General features: G+C 75.7%; 23 protein-coding genes. 6 read left to right on the forward strand and 17 right to left on the reverse strand.

The window, feature by feature from the left end; genetic code table 11:
* The first annotated feature begins 6 nt into the window (after nucleotides 1–6).
* The gene (locus tag BJ989_RS12920) at nucleotides 7–822 is read left to right on the forward strand and encodes an esterase/lipase family protein (protein ID WP_179518542.1); all 816 of its coding nucleotides are present in this window, start codon (nucleotides 7–9) and stop codon (nucleotides 820–822) included.
* Here the strand turns inward: BJ989_RS12920 and BJ989_RS12925 are convergent.
* The 8 genes from BJ989_RS12925 to BJ989_RS12955 all read right to left on the reverse strand — a co-directional run bounded on the left by BJ989_RS12925 (nucleotide 812) and on the right by BJ989_RS12955 (nucleotide 8,205).
* The gene (locus tag BJ989_RS12925; protein ID WP_179518543.1) at nucleotides 812–1,627 is read right to left on the reverse strand and encodes an ABC transporter permease; all 816 of its coding nucleotides are present in this window, start codon (nucleotides 1,625–1,627) and stop codon (nucleotides 812–814) included. The two genes, BJ989_RS12920 and BJ989_RS12925, sit on opposite strands and share 11 nt — an antisense overlap.
* Entirely contained in the window at nucleotides 1,624–2,532 is a 909-nt protein-coding gene (locus BJ989_RS12930) for an ATP-binding cassette domain-containing protein (RefSeq protein WP_179518544.1), read from the reverse strand. Before BJ989_RS12930 ends, BJ989_RS12925 begins: the two co-directional genes overlap by 4 nt.
* Nucleotides 2,529–3,629, reverse strand: a complete 1,101-nt coding sequence (locus BJ989_RS12935) for a LolA-like protein (protein WP_179518545.1) — start codon at nucleotides 3,627–3,629, stop codon at nucleotides 2,529–2,531. The genes BJ989_RS12930 and BJ989_RS12935 overlap by 4 nt, the downstream gene beginning before the upstream one ends.
* Nucleotides 3,630–3,666: 37 nt before the next feature.
* The gene (locus BJ989_RS12940) at nucleotides 3,667–4,677 is read right to left on the reverse strand and encodes a threonine aldolase family protein (protein WP_343049350.1); all 1,011 of its coding nucleotides are present in this window, start codon (nucleotides 4,675–4,677) and stop codon (nucleotides 3,667–3,669) included.
* A gap of 26 nt (nucleotides 4,678–4,703) precedes the next feature.
* Nucleotides 4,704–6,068 (reverse strand): class II 3-deoxy-7-phosphoheptulonate synthase, encoded by a 1,365-nt coding sequence (locus BJ989_RS12945; protein ID WP_179518546.1) that lies wholly within the window; start codon nucleotides 6,066–6,068, stop codon nucleotides 4,704–4,706.
* 74 nt (nucleotides 6,069–6,142) lie between these two features.
* On the reverse strand, nucleotides 6,143–6,931 hold the full coding sequence (locus BJ989_RS18355) for an APC family permease (RefSeq protein ID WP_343049351.1): 789 nt from the start codon (nucleotides 6,929–6,931) through the stop codon (nucleotides 6,143–6,145).
* Nucleotides 6,838–7,557 (reverse strand): amino acid permease, encoded by a 720-nt coding sequence (locus BJ989_RS18360; RefSeq protein ID WP_281363174.1) that lies wholly within the window; start codon nucleotides 7,555–7,557, stop codon nucleotides 6,838–6,840. The genes BJ989_RS18355 and BJ989_RS18360 overlap by 94 nt, the downstream gene beginning before the upstream one ends.
* Nucleotides 7,558–7,638: 81 nt before the next feature.
* Nucleotides 7,639–8,205, reverse strand: a complete 567-nt coding sequence (locus tag BJ989_RS12955; RefSeq protein ID WP_179518547.1) for a nucleotidyltransferase domain-containing protein — start codon at nucleotides 8,203–8,205, stop codon at nucleotides 7,639–7,641.
* Nucleotides 8,206–8,264: 59 nt separating this feature from the next.
* Between BJ989_RS12955 and BJ989_RS12960 the strand changes: the two genes are divergently transcribed.
* Nucleotides 8,265–9,059 carry an endonuclease/exonuclease/phosphatase family protein gene (locus BJ989_RS12960; RefSeq protein ID WP_179518548.1) on the forward strand — a complete coding sequence of 265 codons (795 nt, stop codon included), beginning with the start codon at nucleotides 8,265–8,267 and terminating at the stop codon, nucleotides 9,057–9,059.
* A gap of 43 nt (nucleotides 9,060–9,102) precedes the next feature.
* Here the strand turns inward: BJ989_RS12960 and BJ989_RS12965 are convergent, their stop codons facing one another.
* On the reverse strand, nucleotides 9,103–10,128 hold the full coding sequence (locus BJ989_RS12965; RefSeq protein WP_179518549.1) for a 6-phosphofructokinase: 1,026 nt from the start codon (nucleotides 10,126–10,128) through the stop codon (nucleotides 9,103–9,105).
* Nucleotides 10,129–10,163: 35 nt separating this feature from the next.
* On the opposite strand from BJ989_RS12965, the gene BJ989_RS12970 reads away from it, so the two are divergent.
* Entirely contained in the window at nucleotides 10,164–10,985 is an 822-nt protein-coding gene (locus tag BJ989_RS12970; RefSeq protein WP_179518550.1) for a DUF1028 domain-containing protein, read from the forward strand.
* Nucleotides 10,982–12,454, forward strand: a complete 1,473-nt coding sequence (glpK, locus tag BJ989_RS12975; protein WP_179518551.1) for a glycerol kinase GlpK — start codon at nucleotides 10,982–10,984, stop codon at nucleotides 12,452–12,454. Before BJ989_RS12970 ends, glpK begins: the two co-directional genes overlap by 4 nt.
* Before the next feature lie 19 nt (nucleotides 12,455–12,473).
* On the opposite strand, the gene BJ989_RS12980 is transcribed toward glpK, so the two are convergent.
* The 8 genes from BJ989_RS12980 to BJ989_RS13015 all read right to left on the reverse strand — a co-directional run bounded on the left by BJ989_RS12980 (nucleotide 12,474) and on the right by BJ989_RS13015 (nucleotide 18,987).
* Complete coding sequence (locus BJ989_RS12980; protein ID WP_179518552.1) at nucleotides 12,474–13,991, reverse strand: serine/threonine-protein kinase; 1,518 nt, start codon at nucleotides 13,989–13,991, stop codon at nucleotides 12,474–12,476.
* Between the two features lie 60 nt (nucleotides 13,992–14,051).
* Nucleotides 14,052–14,276, reverse strand: coding sequence for a hypothetical protein (locus BJ989_RS12985; protein WP_179518553.1), 225 nt, complete (start codon nucleotides 14,274–14,276; stop codon nucleotides 14,052–14,054).
* 144 nt (nucleotides 14,277–14,420) lie between these two features.
* The gene (locus BJ989_RS12990) at nucleotides 14,421–15,332 is read right to left on the reverse strand and encodes a hypothetical protein (protein ID WP_343049353.1); all 912 of its coding nucleotides are present in this window, start codon (nucleotides 15,330–15,332) and stop codon (nucleotides 14,421–14,423) included.
* A gap of 30 nt (nucleotides 15,333–15,362) precedes the next feature.
* A complete protein-coding gene (locus BJ989_RS18810; protein ID WP_179518555.1) occupies nucleotides 15,363–15,860 on the reverse strand; it encodes a GNAT family N-acetyltransferase in 498 nt (165 codons plus the stop codon).
* Between the two features lie 4 nt (nucleotides 15,861–15,864).
* Nucleotides 15,865–16,503, reverse strand: a complete 639-nt coding sequence (locus BJ989_RS13000; protein WP_179519626.1) for a response regulator — start codon at nucleotides 16,501–16,503, stop codon at nucleotides 15,865–15,867.
* A gap of 38 nt (nucleotides 16,504–16,541) precedes the next feature.
* A complete protein-coding gene (locus BJ989_RS13005; RefSeq protein ID WP_179518556.1) occupies nucleotides 16,542–17,063 on the reverse strand; it encodes a flavin reductase in 522 nt (173 codons plus the stop codon).
* Nucleotides 17,060–18,241, reverse strand: coding sequence for a MacS family sensor histidine kinase (gene macS / locus BJ989_RS13010; RefSeq protein WP_246283441.1), 1,182 nt, complete (start codon nucleotides 18,239–18,241; stop codon nucleotides 17,060–17,062). Before macS ends, BJ989_RS13005 begins: the two co-directional genes overlap by 4 nt.
* A gap of 8 nt (nucleotides 18,242–18,249) precedes the next feature.
* On the reverse strand, nucleotides 18,250–18,987 hold the full coding sequence (locus BJ989_RS13015) for a 1-acyl-sn-glycerol-3-phosphate acyltransferase (RefSeq protein WP_179519628.1): 738 nt from the start codon (nucleotides 18,985–18,987) through the stop codon (nucleotides 18,250–18,252).
* 83 nt (nucleotides 18,988–19,070) lie between these two features.
* On the opposite strand from BJ989_RS13015, the gene BJ989_RS13020 reads away from it, so the two are divergent.
* Complete coding sequence (locus tag BJ989_RS13020) at nucleotides 19,071–19,919, forward strand: alpha/beta hydrolase (RefSeq protein ID WP_343049354.1); 849 nt, start codon at nucleotides 19,071–19,073, stop codon at nucleotides 19,917–19,919.
* Nucleotides 19,920–19,928: 9 nt separating this feature from the next.
* Nucleotides 19,929–20,351, forward strand: coding sequence for a hypothetical protein (locus BJ989_RS13025; protein ID WP_179518558.1), 423 nt, complete (start codon nucleotides 19,929–19,931; stop codon nucleotides 20,349–20,351).
* Nucleotides 20,352–20,371 lie beyond the last annotated feature (20 nt).

Here is a 20,371-nt window from a genome sequence, read left to right on the forward strand (position 1 = left end):
GGCAGGGTGCTCGACTCCCTCGCCCCGGCCCGGCGCCGCACCGTGCTCGGCGCGGCCGCGCTCGCGGCGGTCCTCGTCGTCGCGGCGCTGACCGCGGTGGTGCTCGTCCAGCGCGCCGACCGGGTCGACCCGGTCGCCCAGGACCGCCTGGGACCGGTCCTGCTCGTGCCCGGCTACGGCGGCGCGACCGGCGGTCTCGAGCGACTCGCCGCGAGCCTGCAGGTGGGCGGCCGGCGCACCCAGGTGGTGCGTCCCTCCGCACCCACCGGCGACCTCCGCGCGCAGGCGGCCGAGCTCGGCGAGGTCGTCGACAGGCTGCTGGCCGCCGGCGCCCCGTCGGTCGACGTGGTGGGCTACTCCGCCGGCGGGGTCGTCGTGCGCTGGTGGGTGGAGGAGCTGGGTGGTGCCTCCCAGGCGCGCCGCGTCGTCACCCTCGCCTCTCCTCACGCGGGCACCGACCTGGCCGCACTGGGGGCCGGGCTCGGCGGAGACGCCTGCCCCGAGGCGTGCCGGCAGCTGGCACCCGACTCCGACCTGCTGCGGCGGCTGCCGGTCGACGACGTCGCGGAGGGCCCGCGCTGGACCGCGGTGTGGACCGAGGACGACCGCACCGTCGTGCCGCCCGACTCGGGACGGCTCGCCGGCCCCGGCGTGCTGTCCTACAGCCTGCAGTCGGTGTGCCCCGGGCTCGTGCTCGGCCACGCCGAGGTGCCCGCGCACCCGGTGGTCGCGGCCGCCGTCGAGGCCGCCCTCGGCACCCCGGCCCCGACGCCGCCGGACCCCGCGGTCTGCGACGGTCCCGGCGCCGGCGTCAGTCCGTGACGTCCTTGGTCGCGAAGCTCGCCCACGCGGCGGCCAGGAAGACCACGACGTAGGCGCCCTGCAGCAGCACGCCGCGCACCAGGTCGCGCCACAGCACGGGGTCGCGGAAGAGGTCGACGAAGGCCAGCCAGTAGCGGGTGGGCAGCCACGGGCGCAGCGCCTCCGCGGCGTCGAGCGTCAGCAGCAGCGTGGAGCCGATGAGGACGGCCATCGTGGCCATGGCCGCGCCGAGCGGGGAGTCGGCCACCGTAGAGGCGAAGAGCGCGATCGCCGCCACCCCGAGCATGCAGAGCATCGCGTAGCCCAGCGCCAGGAGGGTGCGACCCACCAGCTCGGGCGTCGACAGCGTCGTGCCCGACACGCTGGTCGTCCCCGTCGTCAGGTCCTGGTCGCCGAGCAGGGCGGTGCCCAGGAGGTAGGCGGTCCCCGCGACGACGAGCACGGCCAGCACGACGAAGGCCATCGACGCGACGAGCTTGGCCAGCAGCAACCGGCCGCGGCCCACGGGGCGCACCAGGACGTAGCGCAGCGTGCCCTGCTGGGCCTCGCCGGCGATCGACTCGCCCGCCACCAGCGCCACCGCGATCGGCAGGAAGAGCGGCAGCACGATCCCGAGGGCGGCGAGCGGGTAGAGCGTGCCGTCGGTCAGGACCGCGGACAGGAAGGCCGGACCCGTGCCGGGGCGGGGGCCGAGGTCGGTGACGGCGAGCAGCACCGCGACGACGACCGGCAGCGCGTCGATGAGCGCGATGGTCGTCCACGTGCGGCGGCTGCGCACCAGCTTGCGCAGCTCGACCCCGATCACGCCGGCACCGCGGCGTCCGACGTCGTCGCGGCGAGCACGACCTGCTCCAGCGTGCGTCGCTCCTCGACCAGCCGCTCCACCCGGACGCCGCCGTCGACGAGCAGCCGGACCAGACCCGCCGGGTCGGCGCTCACGACCCGCAGCCCCCGCCCCTCGAGGTCGACGGCGAGTCCCGCGCTCCGCACCAGGCGCGCGGCGAGGTCGACGTCGGGGGTGCCGACCTCGACGCGTCCGGTCGGGCCCCGCAGCTCGTCGAGCGCGTCCTGCAGCACGAGGCGTCCCCGGTGCAGCACGCCCACCCGCGTGGCCAGCTGCTCGACCTCGGCCAGCAGGTGGCTGGAGAGGAAGACGGTGGTGCCCTCGCGGTTGAGGTCGAGCAGCAGGTCGCGGATCTCGCGGATGCCCTGCGGGTCGAGGCCGTTGGTGGGCTCGTCGAGCACCAGCAGCCGCGGCCGCCGCACCAGGGCTCCTGCCAGGCCGAGCCGCTGGCGCATGCCGAGGGAGTAGGCCCGCACCGGGCGGTCGTCGACGTGGCCCAGCCCGACCCGCTCGAGCGCCTCGGAGACCCGGGCCCGGCGGGTGCGGCGCGGTCCGCCGGCGCCCATGGCGTCGAAGAGCGCGAGGTTGGCGCGGCCCGACATCGCGGCGTACGCCGCGGGGCCCTCCACGACCGCCCCCACCTGCGGCAGCACGGAGCGGGCCGCGCGCGGCACCGGCTCGCCCAGCACCTCGGCCTCGCCGGAGGTCGGGAGCACGAGGCCCAGCAGCATGCGCACGGTGGTGGTCTTGCCGGAGCCGTTGGCGCCGAGGAAGCCGTAGACGTCGCCCTCGCGCACGTCGAGGTCGACGCCGGCGACGGCGGTGACGGCGCCGTAGCGCTTGACCAGGGCGCGGGTGCGGATCACCGACGACCCACCACCCGCGTGCCCGTGAGCAGGTCGCGGCCGGCACGCTCCAGCGTCGGCGCGTCGACCGTGCCGGCGACGAGCCAGGCACCCTCGTCGTCCTGGCCGGTCACCAGCACGCCGAGCGGCCCGACCGCGAGGCGGACGGCGGGCAGGCCCGGCACGTCGGCCGCGCCGACGGCCGTGCGCAGCTGCGCGCGCAGCGGCTCGGCCTCCTGGGGCCGCAGCGGGATCGCGACGAGCTGGGTCAGGCCGGTGCCGTAGACGCCCACGGCGCCCGCGGAGGCGGACGAGCGGGGCAGGCCCCCGACGACGCCGGGCGGGCGGAACGGGGCGTACTGGTTCGCCGCGTCGGCGATGTCGAGCACCTGCTCGACCTCCACGTCGGTGGTGGCGGTGGGCGAGAAGTCGGTGACCGAGGCCGGCGGCACCTCGCGGGAGAAGTCGCCGAAGGCGGAGGTGAAGTCGGGTGGGCCGGTGGGCGAGGTGTGGACCTCGACGCGCAGCGGCACCCCCGTCACCGGGTCGGCCCACAGGTCGACGTGGTCGACGCTGGCCTGCGGGGCGGGCGGCCGCACCCGCAGGCCGGGCGCGGCGGTGCCGGCGACCCGGCGGCTGGGCACCCGCGAGACGTCGTCGGCACCGATGCCGCGCAGCACCCGGGCACCCAGCACCGGCGGCACGAGGTCGGCCGTGCGGGGCAACCGGACGGCCGGGTCGCGCGACAGCTCGGCCTCGCTGCGCTCGTAGGACCAGGCGACGGTCACCCCGTCGTCGTGGCGCAGGTCGCTCTCCCCCGTGGCCAGCAGCCGGTCGACGCGCCAGTCGTCGTCGCTGCGCCACCAGGCCCGCAGCCGGGTCCGCTCGCCGAAGAGCGCGGCGACGCCGTCGAAGTCGTCGGAGGTCGGCAGCTGCAGCGTGCCCTGGGTCTCGACGTAGCCCGACCACGCCCGGCCCTCCGCGCCGCGCACCAGGGCCAGCAGGTCGGCGGCGGCCACGTCGCTGTCGGCCGGCGGGACCGCGCGCAGCGCCGTCGGGACACCCACCACCACCGCGAGGACCAAGGCGACGAGGGCCCAGCGCCGACGGGTGGTCACCTCCGCAACCTACGACCGGGCCGCAACCCGGGGCGGGTCAGAGCCGGGCGAACACCGCCGCGGCCCGCTCCGCGTCGGCACGGTCGACGTCGAGGTGGGTCACGAGCCGCACGGTGCGCGGCCCGACCGTGGCGACCCGCACGCCCGCGTCGGCCGCGGCGCGCACGAACGCCGCCGCGGACTCGGCGCTGTCGCGCTCGACGACCACGATGTTGGTGTCGACGCCGGCCGGGTCCACGCCGACGGCCTCGGCCAGCAGGCGCGCGTGGGCGTGGTCGTCGGCGAGCCGCTCGACGTGGTGGTCGAGCGCGTGCAGGCCGGCCGCGGCCAGCACCCCGACCTGCCGCATGCCGCCGCCCATGCGCTTGCGCCACACCCGGCTCTCCGCCACGGCGGCGGCCGAGCCGACGACGAGCGAGCCGACCGGGGCACCGAGCCCCTTCGACAGGCACACGGCGAGCACGTCGGCGACCGCGCCGTAGGCCGCGAGGGAGGTGCCGGTCGCGACGTGGGCGTTCCAGATGCGCGCCCCGTCGAGGTGCACCGCGCACCCGGCGCGGTCGGCGAAGCCGCGCAGCGCCTCGAGGTCGGCCAGCGGCAGCACGGCGCCGCCGGCGAAGTTGTGGGTGTTCTCCACCGCGATCGCCGCGGTGGGCACGAAGAAGGGCCCCATGTCGGGGGCGAAGAGCGCCTCGACGGCCGGCAGGTCGAGCTGGCCGCGCGGCGCGGTCCAGGTGCGCATCGTCAGCCCGGTGTACGCCGCGTGGGCGCCGAGCTCGGCGCGCGCCACGTGGGCGGAGGACTCGCAGAGGAGCTCTTGTCCGACGCCGACCACGGTGCGCACGGCCAGCACGTTGGCCATCGAGCCCGTCGGGCAGAAGAGCGCTGCCTCGTGGCCGAACGCCTCGGCCACCCGCTCCTCCAGCAGGCGGACGGTGGGGTCCTCGCCGTAGACGTCGTCGCCGACCGGCGCCTGCGCCATCGCGCGGCGCATCGCCTCGGTGGGCTGGGTCAGGGTGTCGGAGCGGAGGTCGACGAGGTCGGGCACCGGGGGGACGCTACCGGGGCGCTCGCTCAGCCACGACGGGTGTCGGCTGCTCGCAGCATCTCCGCGACGAGGAAGGCCAGCTCGAGCGACTGCACGCGGTTCAGGCGCGGGTCGACGACCGACTCGTAGCGGTGGGCCAAGCCGTGCTCGTCGAGCTCCTCGCCGCCGCCGATGCACTCGGTGACGTCGTCGCCGGTCATCTCGACCAGGATGCCGCCGGGCCAGGTGCCGAGCGCGCGGTGGACGTCGAAGAAGCCCTGGACCTCGCCGACGACGTCGTCGAAGCGGCGGGTCTTGTAGCCCGTCGAGGACGTGAAGGTGTTGCCGTGCATCGGGTCGCAGACCCAGGCGACCTGGACGCCCTCGGCCGTGACCTTCTCGACCAGGCGCGGCAGCCCGTCGCGGATCTTCTCGGCACCGAAGCGGGTGATGAAGGTGAGGCGGCCCGGGGTGTTCTCGGGGTTCAGCTTGGCGGCGAGGGCCAGCGCGTCGTCGGCGGTGGCGGTCGGGCCGAGCTTGACGCCGATCGGGTTGCGCAGGTGGCGGAAGTACTCGACGTGCGCGCCGTCGAGCTGGCGGGTGCGCTCACCGATCCACACGAAGTGGCCCGAGACGTTGTAGGGCTGCTGCGTGCGGGAGTCGATGCGCGTCATCGCGTGCTCGTACTCCATGAGCAGCGCCTCGTGGCTGGAGTGGAAGTCGACGCGGCGCAGCTCCTCGGGGTCGGCCCCGATGGCCGACATGAAGGACAGCGCCCGGTCGATCTCGCTCGCCATCACCTCGTAGCGCTGGCCGACCGGCGACTCCTTGACGAAGTCGGTGTTCCAGGTGTGCACCTGGCGCAGGTCGGCGTAGCCGCCGGTGACGAAGGCGCGCACGAGGTTCAAGGTGGCGGCCGAGGCGTGGTAGACCTCGACGAGCCGCTGCGGGTCGGGGATGCGCGACTCGGGGGTGAAGTCGAAGCCGTTGACGGCGTCGCCGCGGTAGGCCGGCAGGGTCACGGACTCGCCGTCGACGACCCGGGTCTCGTCGTCGGAGCTGCGCGGCTTGGCGTACTGGCCCGCGAGGCGACCGACCTTCACCACCGGCACCGAGCCGGCGTAGGTGAGGATGACCGCCATCTGCAGCAGCACCCGCAGCTTGTTGCGGACGTTGTCGGCCGTGACGCCGTCGAAGGTCTCGGCGCAGTCGCCGCCCTGCAGCAGGAACGCCTCGCCGCGCGAGACGGCGGCCAGCTTCTCGGTGAGGTCGTCGCACTCACCCGCGAAGACCAGCGGCGGCGCCCCGCGCAGGCGCGCGACGGCGGCGTCGAGCCGCGCGCGGTCGGGGTACCGCGGCTGCTGCGCGGCGCCGATCGCGTGGAGGGACTCGAGGGAGGGGATGCTGCTCACCGATCCAGCGTACGTCGGGTGGGCGGCCCCGGCCGACTCGGCGAGCGTGCGTGGACGCTCTGCGGGCGGCCCGCTCAGGAGTCGAGCTGCTCCACGTCGCGGAAGCCCGTACGCTGCGCGCGCAGCCCCCGGTTCGCCGCCCAGGTGAGGGCCCACAGCACCACGCCCACCGCGAGGAGCGCCGCGCCGATGCGGTACTGCACCCAGTCCTCGGGCTCGCGTGCCCACGGTCCGACCAGGAAGGCGCTGGTCGCCGCTCCCGCCCACGGCACCCAGGTCGGCGCCCGGAAGACCCGCTCCGCACCCCGGCGGCGCAACCGGAGGCAGGCGAGGTTGACGACGGTGAAGACGACGAGCAGGAGCAGGGCGGTCGTCCCGGCCAGCGCGGTCACCACGCTGGACTCCGACTGTGTGCTCACCACGCTGATGAGGCCGACGGCGAGGAGGGTGGTGAAGACGACCGCCGCCCACGGCGAGCGGCGGCCCGGCAGCACCCGTCCCAGCGTGCGCGGCAGGACGTCCTGCTTGGCCAGGCCGTAGACGAGCCTGCTGGCCATCAGCATGTTGATCAGCGCCGTGTTGCCGACGGCGAAGATGGTGAGGAAGGGGAAGACGGTGTCGACCGGCAGGCCCGGCGCCCCCACCCGCACCACGTCGAGGAGGATGCCGGCCTCGGGGTTGACCGGGTCGGCGATGTCGCTCGGCGGGATGACGGCGACCACCATCACCGCGACCACGCCGTAGAGCAGGGCGCAGGCGCCGAGCCCGGTCAGCAGGGCGCGGGGGAAGGTCCGGCCCGGGTCGTGGGTCTCCTCGACCATGTTGACGGAGTCCTCGAAGCCCACCATGGCGAAGAACGCCACCGTCGTGGCCACCGTCGTGGCCAGGAAGAGGTCCTTCTCGCCCGCCGACTCGAAGACGACGACCCGCCCGAGGTCAGCACGACGTTGAGCTTCACGCTCTCCCCGACGCCGCGGAGGTTGACCGCCGCGAGCAGCAGCACCACCACCAGGGCGGTGACCAGCGTCGCGGTCTCCCCCGTCGGGACGCCGCCGACGACCTCGTCGAGCCCGAGCAGCAGGTTCGAGGAGAGCAGCGTCGAGGACGTCGAGGCGCTCGTGATGCCCGAGCAGACGACGGCGAAGGCCACCAGGAAGGTCACGAAGTGCAGGCCGAAGGCCTTGTGGGCGAAGAGCGCGGCCCCGGCGGCCTGCGGGTGCGCCGTCACGAGCTCGAGGTAGGACAGCGCGGTCAGGCTGGCCACGGCGAAGGCCACCAGGAAGGGCAGCCACGCGATGCCGCCGACCTGCGCGGCCACGTCGCCGGTGACGGCGAAGATCCCGGCACCGATGATGTCGCCGACCACGAAGAAGAGCAGCAGCCGCGGGCCGATCACCCGCTTCAGCTCACCCTCGCCGCTCCCGGGACCCTCGGCGCCCGCCGTGCCCGCCGTGCTCGCTGTGCCCGCCGTGCCCGCTGTGCTCCCCATCCCGCCATCTCTGCTCGCCCCGCTGCGAGGCCGCCGCGCGGCCTGCTCCGCAGGATGCCCTCGTCGTCGCCGGGCCGCACCTCACCCGTTCGGTCGCTCCGGGGCCACCCCGAGGCGGCGCAGCAGGTGCAGTGCCGCGTCGGCGAAGGGGTTCTCGCCCGTCTCCTCGGCGACGCGCTCCCAGTCGACCTGCTCGCGCACCGCGCGGGCCGCGGGGAGCACCTTGCCGAGGTCGCAGGCGTGCTCCTCGAGCGCACCGAGCTTGTGGGCCATCAGCTCGGTCGCCGAGAGCACCGGCATCAGCACCGACTCGACCTCGAGGCAGTCGACGTCGGCGAGCTGCTCGCGCGTGACCGGCACGCGCAGCGCCCGGAAGAGGACGTCGACCATCGCGTCGCCCTGCCACACCTTGAACAGCCAGTCCTCGGGCGGCTGCTGCACCTCGAGGCCGTGGTCGGCCAGCAGCCGCTCGACGCGTGCGGCGTCCTCCTCGGCGACCACGAAGTCGACGTCGTGCACCGGCTCGGGCGCCCCGCGCGCCCACAGGCCGTAGCTCCCGGCCAGCGCGAAGGGGGTGTCGCCCTCCTTCAGCACCACCGCGACGGTCTTCAGGGCCTCGCGCAGCCGCTGCTGCGCCTCCTCGCTCATGGCGGGCAGGTACCCCGCTCTGCGTGGCCGCCACGGCCCGGCGGGGTACCGGTCCCCCGATGCGCCTGGTGACCTTCAACATCCTCAACGGCCGCCACCCGGCTGACGACCACGTCGACCCCGCCCTGCTCGACCGGGCCGTGCGCGACCTCGCCCCCGACGTGCTCGCGCTGCAGGAGGTCGACCGCAACCAGCCGCGCTCGGCGCAGGCCGACCTCACCGCGGTCGCGGGCGAGGCGATGGGCGCGGTCGCCCAGCGCTTCGTCGCCGCCCTCCACGGCGTGCCCGGGTCGGCCTGGGTGGCCGCCACCGGTGAGGCCCAGCCCGACACGGCGGAGTACGGCGTGGCGCTGCTGTCGCGCTGGCCCGTCACCCACTGGCAGGTCGTGCGGCTGCCCGCGCTGCGGCGCGCCGCCCCGATGTGGTTCCGGCGCGACCGTCGCCCGACGCTGGTGCGCGACGAGCCGCGCGTGGCCGTCGCCGCGACGGTCGCGACGCCGGACGGCCCCCTCACCGTGGCGACGACCCACCTGACCTTCGTGCCCTGGTGGAACGGCGTGCAGCTCACCCACCTCGTGGGTGCGCTGGACGCGGACCGGGACCAGGGGGTCGCGCGCGGGCGCGACGCCACGCCGCTGGTGCTCACCGGCGACCTCAACATGGGCCCGCCCCGCGCGCAGGGGCTCACCGGCATGCGGAGCCTCGCGGCGCACCCGACCTTCCCGGCGCACGCGCCGCGCGCGCAGCTCGACCACGTGCTGGGTCGAGGCGCGGTGCGGGCGGTGGGCAGCGAGGCGCCGGCCGCACCGCTGTCGGACCACCGACCGCTGGTCGTGGAGCTGGCGCTGGGCTGAGCGCTGGGCTGAGCGCGGGACGGCCGCGGCAGGCGCCGAGCGGTCAGCCGAAGAAGACCTGCGCCTCGGCGTACTCGGCGGGGCTGACGACCTTGAGCTCCCCGGTGCCCTCGGCGAGGGGTACACGCACGATGTCGGTGCCGCGCAGCGCGACCATCACGCCGAAGTCGCCCTCGGCGACCGCGTCTGCGGCCTGGAGGCCGAAGCGCGTGGCCAGCCAGCGGTCGAAGGCCGTGGGGGTGCCGCCGCGCTGCACGTGGCCGAGCACGACGGAGCGGGCCTCCTTGCCGGTGCGCTCCTCGATCGCCTGGGCCAGGCGGTCGCCGATGCCGCCGAGGCGCACGTGGCCGAAGGCGTCCACCTCGCCGGACTGCAGGGCCATGTCGCCGTCCTTCGGGACCGCGCCCTCGGAGACCACGATGATCGGGGCGTACTGGCTGCGGAAGCGGGCCTCGACGTGCGCGCAGACCTCGTCGAGGTCGAAGGGCTGCTCGGGGATGAGCACGATGTTGGCGCCGCCCGCGATGCCGGCGTGCAGCGCGATCCAGCCGGCGTGGCGGCCCATCACCTCGACGACGAGCACGCGGTGGTGCGACTCGGCGGTGGTGTGGAGGCGGTCGATCGCCTCGGTCGCGATGTTGACCGCGGTGTCGAAGCCGAAGGTGAAGTCGGTGCCGGACAGGTCGTTGTCGATGGTCTTGGGCACGCCCACGACGTGCACGCCGAGGTCGGCCAGCTTCGTCGCGACGCCGAGGGTGTCCTCTCCGCCGATCGCGACCAGCGCGTCGACGCCGTCGCGGGCGAGGTTGTCCTTGATCTGCTCGACCCCGTCGTCGATCGCGAAGGGGTTGGTGCGCGAGGAGCCCAGGATGGTGCCGCCGCGCGGGAGGATGCCGCGGCAGTCCTCGATCCCGAGGGGGAAGGAGTGGCCCTCGAGCGGGCCGCGCCAGCCGTCGCGGTAGCCGACGAGCTCCATGCCGTGCACCGTGGCGCCCTTGCGCACCACCGCCCGGATCACCGCGTTGAGCCCCGGGCAGTCGCCCCCTCCGGTCAGCACACCGACTCGCATGCGCCCACCCTCGCACGCCCCCTAGGGTCTCCACCATGACGTTCTCGATCGTGGCCCGCTCCGCCGACGGTGAGTCGTGGGGCGTGGCGGTCGCCTCGAAGTTCCTGGCGGTGGGCAGCGCGGTGCCGGCGGCGGTGGCGGGGGTGGGTGCGATCGCGACCCAGGCCGACGCCAACGTCGCCTACAAGGGCATCGCCCTCGCCCACCTCGACGAGGGCGCGACCGCGGCGGTCGCGCTCGCGCGCATGCTCGAGGAGGACCCGCACCGGGAGCACCGCCAGGTCGGCCTGGTCGACGTCGACGGCGGCGCGGCGACCCACACCGGCAGCGAGTGCTTCGACTGGGCGGGCGGCTGGGCAGGCGACGGCGTCGCGGTGCAGGGCAACATCCTCGCGGGGCCCGAGGTGGTCGAGGCGATGCGCACGTCGTGGGAGGCCAGCGCCGGGGAGCCCGACCTCGCGCGCCGGCTGCTCGGCGCGCTGGCCGCGGGCGACGGCGCGGGTGGCGACAAGCGCGGCCGGCAGTCCGCGGCCCTGCTCGTGGTGCGCGACGAGGCGGGGTACGGCGGGCTCGACGACGTCGCCGTCGACCTGCGCGTCGACGACCACGCCGACCCCGTCGGCGAGCTGGGGCGGCTGCTCGACCTCAACGACCTCTACCTCACCGCCTCCACCGAGGAGGAGAAGGTCGAGGTGACCCCCGAGCTCGCCGCTGAGCTGCAGGAGCGCGTGGAGGCGCTGGGCCACCCCGACCTCGCGGCCTGGGTCGGCACCGAGAACCACGAGATGCGCGTCGACCCGGCCGGGCGCTGGATCGACCGCCGGGTGCTGGCCATCCTGCGCGGGGACGGCGCGTGAGCGTCCTCGCCGTCGACGCCGGCACCACCGGCGTCACCGCGCTGGTCGTCACGCCCGACGGGGCGGTCGCGGCCCGGGGCTACCAGGAGTTCACGCAGCACTTCCCCCGCCCGGGGTGGGTCGAGCACGCACCCGAGGAGATCTGGCAGGCCACGCTCGAGGCGGTGACCCAGGCGGTGCGCGCCTACGGCCGCGACGACCTGCAGGCCGTCGGGATCACCAACCAGCGCGAGACCGTCGTGCTGTGGGACCGCGAGACCCTCGCCTCGCCCCGCCGCGCGATCGTGTGGCAGGACCGTCGCACCGCCGACGTGTGCACGCGTCTGCGCGACGCCGGGCACGAGGAGCGCGTCGCGCAGCTCACCGGCCTGCGCCTCGACCCGTACTTCTCCGGCACCAAGCTCGCCTGGCTCGCCGAGCACGAGCCGCACACGTGGGCCCTCGTCGAGCAGGGCCGCTACGCCGTCGGCACGGTCGACTCCTACCTCGTCGCCCGGATGACGCGGGGCACCTGGCACGTCACCGACGTCTCCAACGCCTGCCGCACCCTGCTCCTCGACCTCACCACGGGTGACTGGTCCGACGAGCTGTGCGGGCTCTTCGGCGTGCCGCGCGACGCGCTGCCCGAGCTGGTCCCGAACTGGGGCGAGGTCGCCACGACCGACCCGCGCGTCTTCGCCGGGCTGTCCCTGCCGGTCGCGGGCCTCGCCGGTGACCAGCAGGCGGCGCTCTTCGGCCAGACCTGCTTCGACCCGGGCGACTCGAAGTGCACCTACGGCACCGGGTCGTTCATCCTCACCAACACCGGCTCGGAGATGGTGCGCAGCGACGCCGGGCTGCTCACCACCGCGGCGTGGCGGGGCCCCGACCAGGAGCTGACCTACGCCCTCGAGGGCGCCATCTTCGTCACCGGCGCCGCCGTGCAGTGGCTGCGCGACGGGCTGCAGGTCGTCGGCTCGGCTGCGGAGACCGCCGCGGTCGCGAGCACCGTCGACGACTCAGAGGGGGTCGTCTTCGTGCCGGCCCTGACCGGCCTCGGCGCCCCGCACTGGGACCCCCACGCCCGCGGCACGATCATCGGCATCACCCGCGGCACCACCCGGGCGCACCTGGTGCGCGCCACGCTCGAGGCCATCGCCTTCGAGGTGCGCGACGTGCTCGAGACCATGCCGAGCGTCGCCTCGCTGCGCGTCGACGGCGGGGCCGCGGCCAACGACCTGCTCTGCCAGGTGCAGGCCGACCAGGTCCGGGTGCCGGTCGACCGCCCCCGCACCGTCGAGACCACCGGACTCGGCGCTGCCTTCCTCGCCGGCCTCGGCACCGGCGTCTGGGACTCCACCGACGACCTGCGCGAGACCTGGCAGCTCGACCGGTCCTTCACCCCGCAGGCCGACCAGGCGGCCGTCGACGCGGCGTACGCCCGCTGGACGGAGGCCGTCCGGCGCTCGGCCGGGTGGGCACAGGTCTGAGGGGCGGGTCGACCTTGAGTCAGGCCGCGTCGTGCTGGGCCAGGCACCAGCGCAGGCGTCGCTCGACGCCGCACTCGACGTGCGTGCCGCGGTGGTCCACCACCCGGACCAGCCCGTGGGGACTGGTCCACCGCACCACCCCGAGGTCGAGCGGCTCGCACACGTAGGGCAAGTGGGTCTTCGCGCGGTGCGCACCGCGCGTGAGTGGCTGGCCGTTGCCGACCGAGGTCTGCTGGTCGGACGGTCTGGACGGCTCGGGCGGCCCGGTGTCGTGCCAGGGCACCACGTGGTCGTGGTCGACCCGGCTCGACCCCGGCCCGGGACAGGTGGCCGCGTGCGGGAAGGCGTCACCGTCGAACAACAGGTGCAGCCGCTGCCTCAGTGCCTCGGGGAACTCGTAGGCCGCCGTCGACACCCGGTCAGCGAGGTCCAGCACCGGCTGCACGCTGACCCGGTGCTGCCCCAGCAACCCCGCGAGGTCGTCGAGCGCCACCGGGCCCAGCCCCTCCACCCGCGCCACCCCCGCCCGACGCTCGACCGCGTCCTGGTGCAGGTGGAGGAAGACCACCGCCCGCGGCCGCAACGACGTCAGGTCCCGCGAGCGCAGGGCCTCCGCCAGGCGTGCCGGCACGGCGAGCAAACCCGACCGCTCGGTGGGCTCGTCGGTGGGCTCGGGCGGGAGGTCGTCGGGCGGGGCGTCGTCGGCGTGCTCCAGCAGCAGCACCAGCAGATCGGCCGGCCGCGCGAGCCACGCCACTGCCTCGGCCCGCAGCTGGTCACGGGTCGGCACCGGCGCCACCGGGCCGGAACCCGCACCCAGGGGGTGATCGTGCGCGGCGCGAGCCTGCGCCTCCAGGATCTCCGCGACCCGGGTGATGGTCGCGTCCACCGCAGCGGCCTCGCCTGCGTGCATCCGCGCGATCAGCGTGCGCATCCCGGCCGCGTCACGGCGGGTGAACGTGGCGTAGCGGCGCAGCCGCTCGACCTCCGCACGCGCGGCGTGGCCCTCCGGGTCTGCCTGCACGACCTTCGCCTCGGCCAGCTCCAGCACCTTGCGCGGCGCCTGACCCACTGCCCGCGCCACCGCCCGGTCGACCACACCGCAGCACGCCAGCGGCAGCACCCGCGACATCGCCGCGACCTTGCGCGCCACCCACACCGGCAACTCGCAGCACTGCACCACCGCCCACGTCGCCGGCAACCGGTGACGCAGGTCGAGGGTGTCGGCCAGCAACGACCGCGTCGCCTGCACCCCCTCCTCCCGCGCGAGCGCCAGCTCGTAGGTCGCCAGCTCCCGCACCCCCGGCGTGCCCTCCCCACCGAACCACCGCAACCGCTCGCCGCCCAGCACCACCCGGGCGCCGGGCTCCCGCTCGTCGGCCGGGTCGGTGCTGTGCAGGTCGGCCCAGTGCGCCACCACTCGCAGCTCCTCGGCCTCCACCTCACGACGCGCCCGCAGCAGCGCCGACGCGAGCGCCAGCGTCGACGACGCACCACGCTCGTCCAGCGGCAGCCCGCGGTCGGGATCGGAGACCATGCTGCACCTTATCGAACACAGTTTCGAGTAGTCAACCGGTTTCGCTCACCCCGAACGAGGTCAGGAGTCCTGGTTCGTCACCCGCGCTGCGTCCGGGTCGCCGCCCGCGACGAGGAGCCGCTCGGCCAAGGCTTCCTCGAGGCTCTCGAGGACGGCACCGACGGCGTAGCCGAAGGTCTCGAGCGTCGAGGGGGCGCGGTGGACCGACTGCAGCAGGCCGAAGGTCACGGTTACCAGGATCGAGAAGCCGAAGGTCGTGCTCTCGCGGCCCACGGTGCTGCGCATCGAGCGCAGCGTCGCGCTGCCGGACACGTCTGCTGACGCCTCCCCTGACGCCTCGCCACTGCCCACGCCGACCACCCCTCGCTCGCACCGCGGCGCCGGAGGGCGCCCACCCTCGGACGTACCCGGACGCCCGAGGCGGACACCTCATCCCAGGGCGTCGAGCGCGGTCTGCGCGGCGTCCTGCTCGCGGCGCGCCTCCGCGGCCTCGGCCTCGGCCTGCTCGGCGGCGGCCTCGGCGTCCTCGAGCTCGTCGTCGACCTCCTCGGCCTGCGCCTCCAGCTCGGCGATGCGGCGCCGCAGCTCGTCGAGCTCGGCCTGCAGCTGCATGCCCCGCGCCTGCAGCTCGCCGACCGCGGCGTGCGCCGCGTCGGCCTCGGCGGCGGCTTCCTCGGCGGCCTCGACCGCCTCGGCCAGCCGCTCCTCGGCCGCGCGGCGCGCCTTGGCCTCGGCCTCGGGGTCGGGCACGACGCGCAGGTCGGGGCGCCCCGCGGGCGCGGCCGGCGGCGCGTCGCGCGGCAGCGCCGCGAAGCCCAGGGCGGCCGGCGTCGCCACCGCACCCGCCGCGTCGACCTCGTCGACACCGGTGGCCGCGAGGGCGGCGACGAGCTGCCCGCTGCGCACGGCCTGCGCGGCGCCGGGGTCGACCATCGCCGCGGTCAAGGTGGCCTCGACCTGGTCGAGCACGGCGGGGGTCAGGCGCTGGCCCTCCGCGGACGCCAGCGCCCGCACCCGGCCCGTCACGGCCGCGGTCAGCTGCCGGCGCTGCTGGGTGAGCGCGCGCAGCTGCGCGGTGTCCATGCCCTCCTGCGCCTCCCGCAACGCAGCGCCCACCTCGACCAGCTGGGCCACCTGCCCGCCCTCGCGACGCACCAGCAGGTTGACCGCCCACGCGGCGACCGAGGGCTTGCGCAGGGCCTTCACCGACGACGAGAGCGTCGCGTCGTCGCCCTTGAGCTCCTTGGCCCGGGCGTCCCGCGCCGCGGTGAACTCCCCCAGCGTCAGGGCGTAGAGCTGGTCGGCCTCCGCCAGCAGGGCGGCCGCGGCGTCGTCGGGCACGCCGCCCACCCTAGGACCGCCCGCCGCGCCTCAGCGCAGCCACAGCGCCCACGCCTCCTCGACCGGGTGCGGCGGCCACGGCGAGTCGCGCGCCTCACCGGTGCGGGCCCACCCCAGGCGTGCGTACAACCGCTGCGCCCGCCCGTTCTGCGCCAGGCACCACAGCGTGACCTCGGCGGCCCCGGCCGCCCGGGCCGCCGCCACCGCCCGCTCGACCCCGTCCGCGCCGAGCCCGCGACCGGCCGCGTCCGGGTGCACTGCGAGGTGGCGGAGCGAGGCACGCCCCTCCCCCACGTCGTACGCCGTGAGGGCACGCAGCGGGCCCCCGTCGGGCCCGACGACCTCGACCACCGCGGTCGGGTCGGCGAGGACCAGCGCCCACCGTGCGGCGACGTCGTCGTCGGGGAAGGGGAAGCGGTCGGGCGGGAAGACGTGGCCGAGGGTCGCGAGGTTCGCCTCGCGCTCGAGGCGGGTCAGGGCGTCCAGGTCGCCGTCGCCGGCACGGCGCCACCGCTCGGCCTGCGGCACGGGCTCAGTCCTCGCCGTCGAGGCCCTGCTCGATCGCCCAGCGCGTGAGCTCGACCCGGTTGTGCATCTGCAGCTTGCGCAGGGTGTTCTGCACGTGGTTCTGCACGGTGCGGTGGGAGACCACGAGCCGCTCGGCGACCTGCTTGTAGGAGAGGCCCTTGGCGACGAGCCGCAGCACCTCGGTCTCGCGCTCGGTGAGGCGCGGGGCGTCGGGGTCGAGGGCCGCAGGACCGTCGGCGAGGCGGCGGAACTCCCCCAGCACGAGCCCGGCCAGCCCGGGTGTGAAGACGGTGTCGCCGGCGGCGACACGGCGCACGGCGTCGAGCAGCTCCTCGCGGGAGGCCGACTTGACCAGGTAGCCCGTCGCCCCCGCCTTGACCGCGGCCAGCACGTCGGCCTGCTCGCCCGAGGCGGAGAGCACGAGCACCCGCGCCGACGGGTCGTGCCGCAGCACCTCGCCGGTGACCTCGACACCGCCGGGCCCCGGGAGCTGCAGGTCCAGCACGACGACCTGGGGCCGGGCGGCGGGGAAGCGCGCGATGGCCTGGTGGCCGTCGGCGGCGACGGCCACGACCTCGAAGCCGGCCGAGGCGAGGTCGCGCTCGACGGCGTCGCGCCACATGGGGTGGTCGTCGACCACCATCACGCGCAGCGGCACGCCCTGCTCGCCCGCGGTCCCCGTCACGAGGGCCGAGCGTAGCGGCCGCGGCGGTGCTCCAGAGGAGCCTCGTCGGGACCGACGTGGACCTCCTCGAGCACGGCGGTCACCCGCAGGCTCCACCCGACCTCGACCGCCTCCTCGAGGGCGGCCCCGGCCCAGGTCGAGGCGGTCGTGAGCAGTGGGCCCCACGCGGTCGCGGCGAAGGCCGCCTGCCGGAAGGGGCCGCCCGGGGCGGGCGCCAGCCCGGCGAACTGCTCCGCCAGGTCGCGGTGCTCCCAGGAGAGCAGCTGCACGACGCAGCGCCCGGTGCGCGCGAGCACGTCGGCGAGGTCGGAGTCGGGGTCGACGAGGCCGAGCACCCGCGGCGGCTCTCCCGGCAGCACGAGCAGGGAGGAGACCGTCAGCCCCGCGCACCCGCGAGCGTCGGCGAGGTCGCCGGCGGTCCACAGCGAGACCGCGCCGCCGAGCCGCCCGCGCAGCCGGCGCACCGGGTCGCGCTCGCCGTCCGGGTCGGCGAAGGGGTGGTCGGCGTGGATCGTCACGTCGCGAGCGTACGAGGCCCGCGCGGCAGCTCGAGCTCCCACTCGGTGCCGTGCGCGCCGGTCTCGAGCCGTGCCTGCCCACCTAGCTCCGCGAGCCGCTCGCGCACCGACGCCGCGACCCCGAGGCGACCTTCGGCCGCCGCCTCGGCCAGCCGGCCGGGCGCGATGCCGGGGCCCTCGTCGCGCACCGAGACCACGACACGGTCGGGCAGCGCCTCGAGCAGCACCCACGCCGAGGCGTCGTCGCCGACGTGCCGGGCGACGTTGTCGAGGCAGGCGCCCACGGCCGCCACCAGCTCGGCGGCGGGGTGGGCGGCCACGGGCACGGGGTCGCCCGGGGTCGCGACGGACACCCGGGGCGCGGGGCGCTGCTCGAGCGCGACCAGCGCGACGCCGAGGTCGACCTCGGCCGCGACGCCCGCGGCAGCCGCCGAGGACGCCGGACCGCGCGCGTCCTGGCGCCGGATCAGCGTGCGCAGCCCCGCTTCCTGCTCCCCCGCCAGCCGACCGAGCTCGGCGCCCTCGGGGCCGAGCTCGGGGCCGCGACGCTGCACCAGCGCGAGCACCTGGAGCACCCCGTCGTGCACGGCCCGGGCGAGCCGCGCCCGCTCCGCCGCTGCGGCGGCGTCGCGCTCGGCGCGGTCGCGCTCGGTCGCCATCTCCTGCAGTGACCCGACGAGGTAGCCGACGATCGGCCCCCCGACCATGAGCAGGAAGACGTTGCCGTAGTTGGCCTGCGTGACCTGCGAGCGCACCGCGAGGTCGGCCGCGCACAGCGCGACGGAGGCGACGAGGCCGCCGGGCCAGCGCCAGTGCACCGCCCACGCCATCAGCGCCCCGACGACCCAGAAGCCCGGCACGGTCGCGCGGAAGTCCTCGCCCTTCAGCAGCGGCGAGCTCAGCAACGCCCCCACCGCGACGAGCAGGTCGACGACCAGCAGGCCGGCGACGCGGCGGTGCGCCTCGGCGTACGCCCAGAGGGCCACGACCGTCCAGGCGACGAGCACGCCGACGACCGCGACGGCCACCCAGGGCCGCACGAAGGAGTCGACGCGCCACAGCGTCAGCCCCACCAGGTTCAGCGTGAGGACCACCCGCAGCACCGCGAGGGCGCGGACCAGGCGGTCCTCGACGGCGATCGCCGGGGCCGCGGTCCACGAGCGCTGGCCCAGCGGCAACGGGCCGCTCAGGAGGCCTTCCGCTCCTCGGGCACCGCCGCGGCGGCGGCCGCCTGCTCCTTCTCGAGCCGCTTGGACTCCTCCTTGGCGCGGGCGGCGTACTGGTCGACGTACTCCTGGCCGGAGAGGCGCATGATCTCGTACATGATCTCGTCGGTGATCGAGCGCAGGATGTAGCGGTCGTTCTCCATGCCCTCGTAGCGGGAGAAGTCCAGCGGCGTGCCGAAGCGCACCACCGGCCGGGTCAGCGAGCCGAACTTCTTGCCGGGCGGGGCCACGACGTCGGTGCCGACGACGGCCACGGGGATGACCGGCACGCCGGTCTCGAGCGCGAGCCGCGCGACGCCGGTCTTGCCGCGGTAGAGCCGGCCGTCGTGCGAGCGCGTGCCTTCGGGGTAGATCCCGAAGAGCCCGCCCTCGCCGAGGATGCGCTTGGCCGACAGCAGGGCGCCCGCAGCGGCGTCGGCGCCCGAGCGGTCGATCGGCACCTGCCCGGCGCCGGAGAAGAACGTGCGCTGCAGCCAGCCCTTGAGGCCCGTGCCGGTGAAGTACTCCGCCTTGGCCACGAAGGTCACGCGGCGCGACAGGGTCAGCGGCATGAACAGCCAGTCGGCGTAGGACAGGTGGTTGCTCGCGAGGATGGCGGGGCCCTCCTCGGGCACGTGCTCGGCGCCCTCGGTGTGGGGGCGGAAGACGAGCCGCAGCAGCGGACCGAGGGCCACCCACTTGAGGAACCAGTAGAACACCGCGCGCTCCTGCCTGTCCGACACCGACCACCGGTCGTCGGGCGAAGACTAGTCCTCCGCGACCGGATGTGAGAATGCCGCGCGTGAGCACCGCACCGACTCCCGGCCACGGCCCCGATCCCCGCTCCGCCCCCGGCTCCGGCTCCGGCTCCGGCTCCGAGCACGTGCACCCGCAGGCCCAGCCGTGGTCGACGCCGGCGCGTCCCGAGCTCACGGGCGGTCGACGCGTCGCGGTGCTGCTGAGCCACGGCTTCACCGGCTCCCCGGCCTCGATCCGGCCGTGGGGCGAGGAGCTCGCCCGCCGCGGCTACGCCGTGGAGGTGCCGCGGCTGCCCGGCCACGGCACCACGTGGCAGGAGATGAACCGCACCCGCTGGTCCGACTGGTACGCCGAGGTCGCCCGGGCCTTCGACCGGCTGCACGCCGCGCACGACGCGGTCGTGGTCGGCGGGCTGTCGATGGGCGGCGCGCTCGCGCTGCGACTCGCCGCCGACCGCGGTCGCGACGTCGCCGGCGTCGTGCTCGTCAACCCCGCGGTCACCAGCACGAACAAGCAGCTGCTCGCCGTGCCGGTGCTCAAGCACCTCGTCGCCTCGATGCCCGGCATCGGCAACGACGTCGCCAAGCCCGGCGTCGACGAGGTCGGCTACGACCGCACCCCGCTCAAGGCGCTGCACTCGATGACGCGGGCGTGGGGGCCGCTGCGCGCCGACCTCCCCCGCGTCACCGCCCCGGTGCTGCTGCTGCGCTCGGTGGTCGACCACGTCGTCGACCCCTCGAGCGGCCGTCTGCTGCAGGCACGGCTGCGCGACGTCACCGAGGTGCTGCTGCCCGACTCCTTCCACGTCGCCACGCTCGACCACGACGCACCGCGCATCGTCGAGGAGTCCGCCGCGTTCGTCGCCCGCGTGAGCGCCCCCGCCCCCGCGTAGGCTCGAGGCGTGAGCAGCACCGGCGGCCCGCGGGGCGAGGAGGAGGCCTGGCGGGCCATCGTCGAGAACTACGGCGAGCGGCCCGAGGTCCCGGAGGCCCCGGTCGAGCGACCGGCGCCCCGCGAGGCAGCGCCCGGGCCCGTGGCACCGGAGGACCCCGACGCCGCGCTCGCCCGTGCGCTCGGCGAGCAGGAGCGCTTCGTGCCACCCCCGCCGCCTCCGATCCCCCGCCCGGCCCCGCCACGGCTCGCCGCGTGGATCGGCGTCTTCGGCGTCCCCGCCGTCCTGCTGCTGCTGCTCGTCACGCCGTTCAGCGTCCCCTCGCTGGTCGGCTACGCGCTCGTGGCGTGGTTCGTCGGCGGCTTCCTCTACCTCGTCTCCCAGATGCCGCGCGGGCCCCAGGACCCGTGGGACGACGGGGCCCGCGTCTGAGGCGGCCCGCGGCCGTTATC

The sequence above is a fragment of the Nocardioides perillae genome (genome assembly GCF_013409425.1).
Classification (GTDB): Bacteria; Actinomycetota; Actinomycetes; order Propionibacteriales; family Nocardioidaceae; genus Nocardioides; species Nocardioides perillae.

Bases quoted from the DNA above. Each gene is read 5' to 3' on its own strand.
- BJ989_RS18360 (WP_281363174.1), bottom strand. From the start codon at position 7,557: ATGGGGAGCACAGCGGGCACGGCGGGCACAGCGAGCACGGCGGGCACG.
- BJ989_RS12955 (WP_179518547.1), bottom strand. From the start codon at position 8,205: ATGAGCGAGGAGGCGCAGCAGCGGCTGCGCGAGGCCCTGAAGACCGTC.
- BJ989_RS12960 (WP_179518548.1), top strand. From the start codon at position 8,265: ATGCGCCTGGTGACCTTCAACATCCTCAACGGCCGCCACCCGGCTGAC.
- BJ989_RS12965 (WP_179518549.1), bottom strand. From the start codon at position 10,128: ATGCGAGTCGGTGTGCTGACCGGAGGGGGCGACTGCCCGGGGCTCAAC.
- BJ989_RS12970 (WP_179518550.1), top strand. From the start codon at position 10,164: ATGACGTTCTCGATCGTGGCCCGCTCCGCCGACGGTGAGTCGTGGGGC.
- BJ989_RS12980 (WP_179518552.1), bottom strand. From the start codon at position 13,991: ATGGTCTCCGATCCCGACCGCGGGCTGCCGCTGGACGAGCGTGGTGCG.
- BJ989_RS12985 (WP_179518553.1), bottom strand. From the start codon at position 14,276: ATGCGCAGCACCGTGGGCCGCGAGAGCACGACCTTCGGCTTCTCGATC.
- BJ989_RS13000 (WP_179519626.1), bottom strand. From the start codon at position 16,503: ATGGTGGTCGACGACCACCCCATGTGGCGCGACGCCGTCGAGCGCGAC.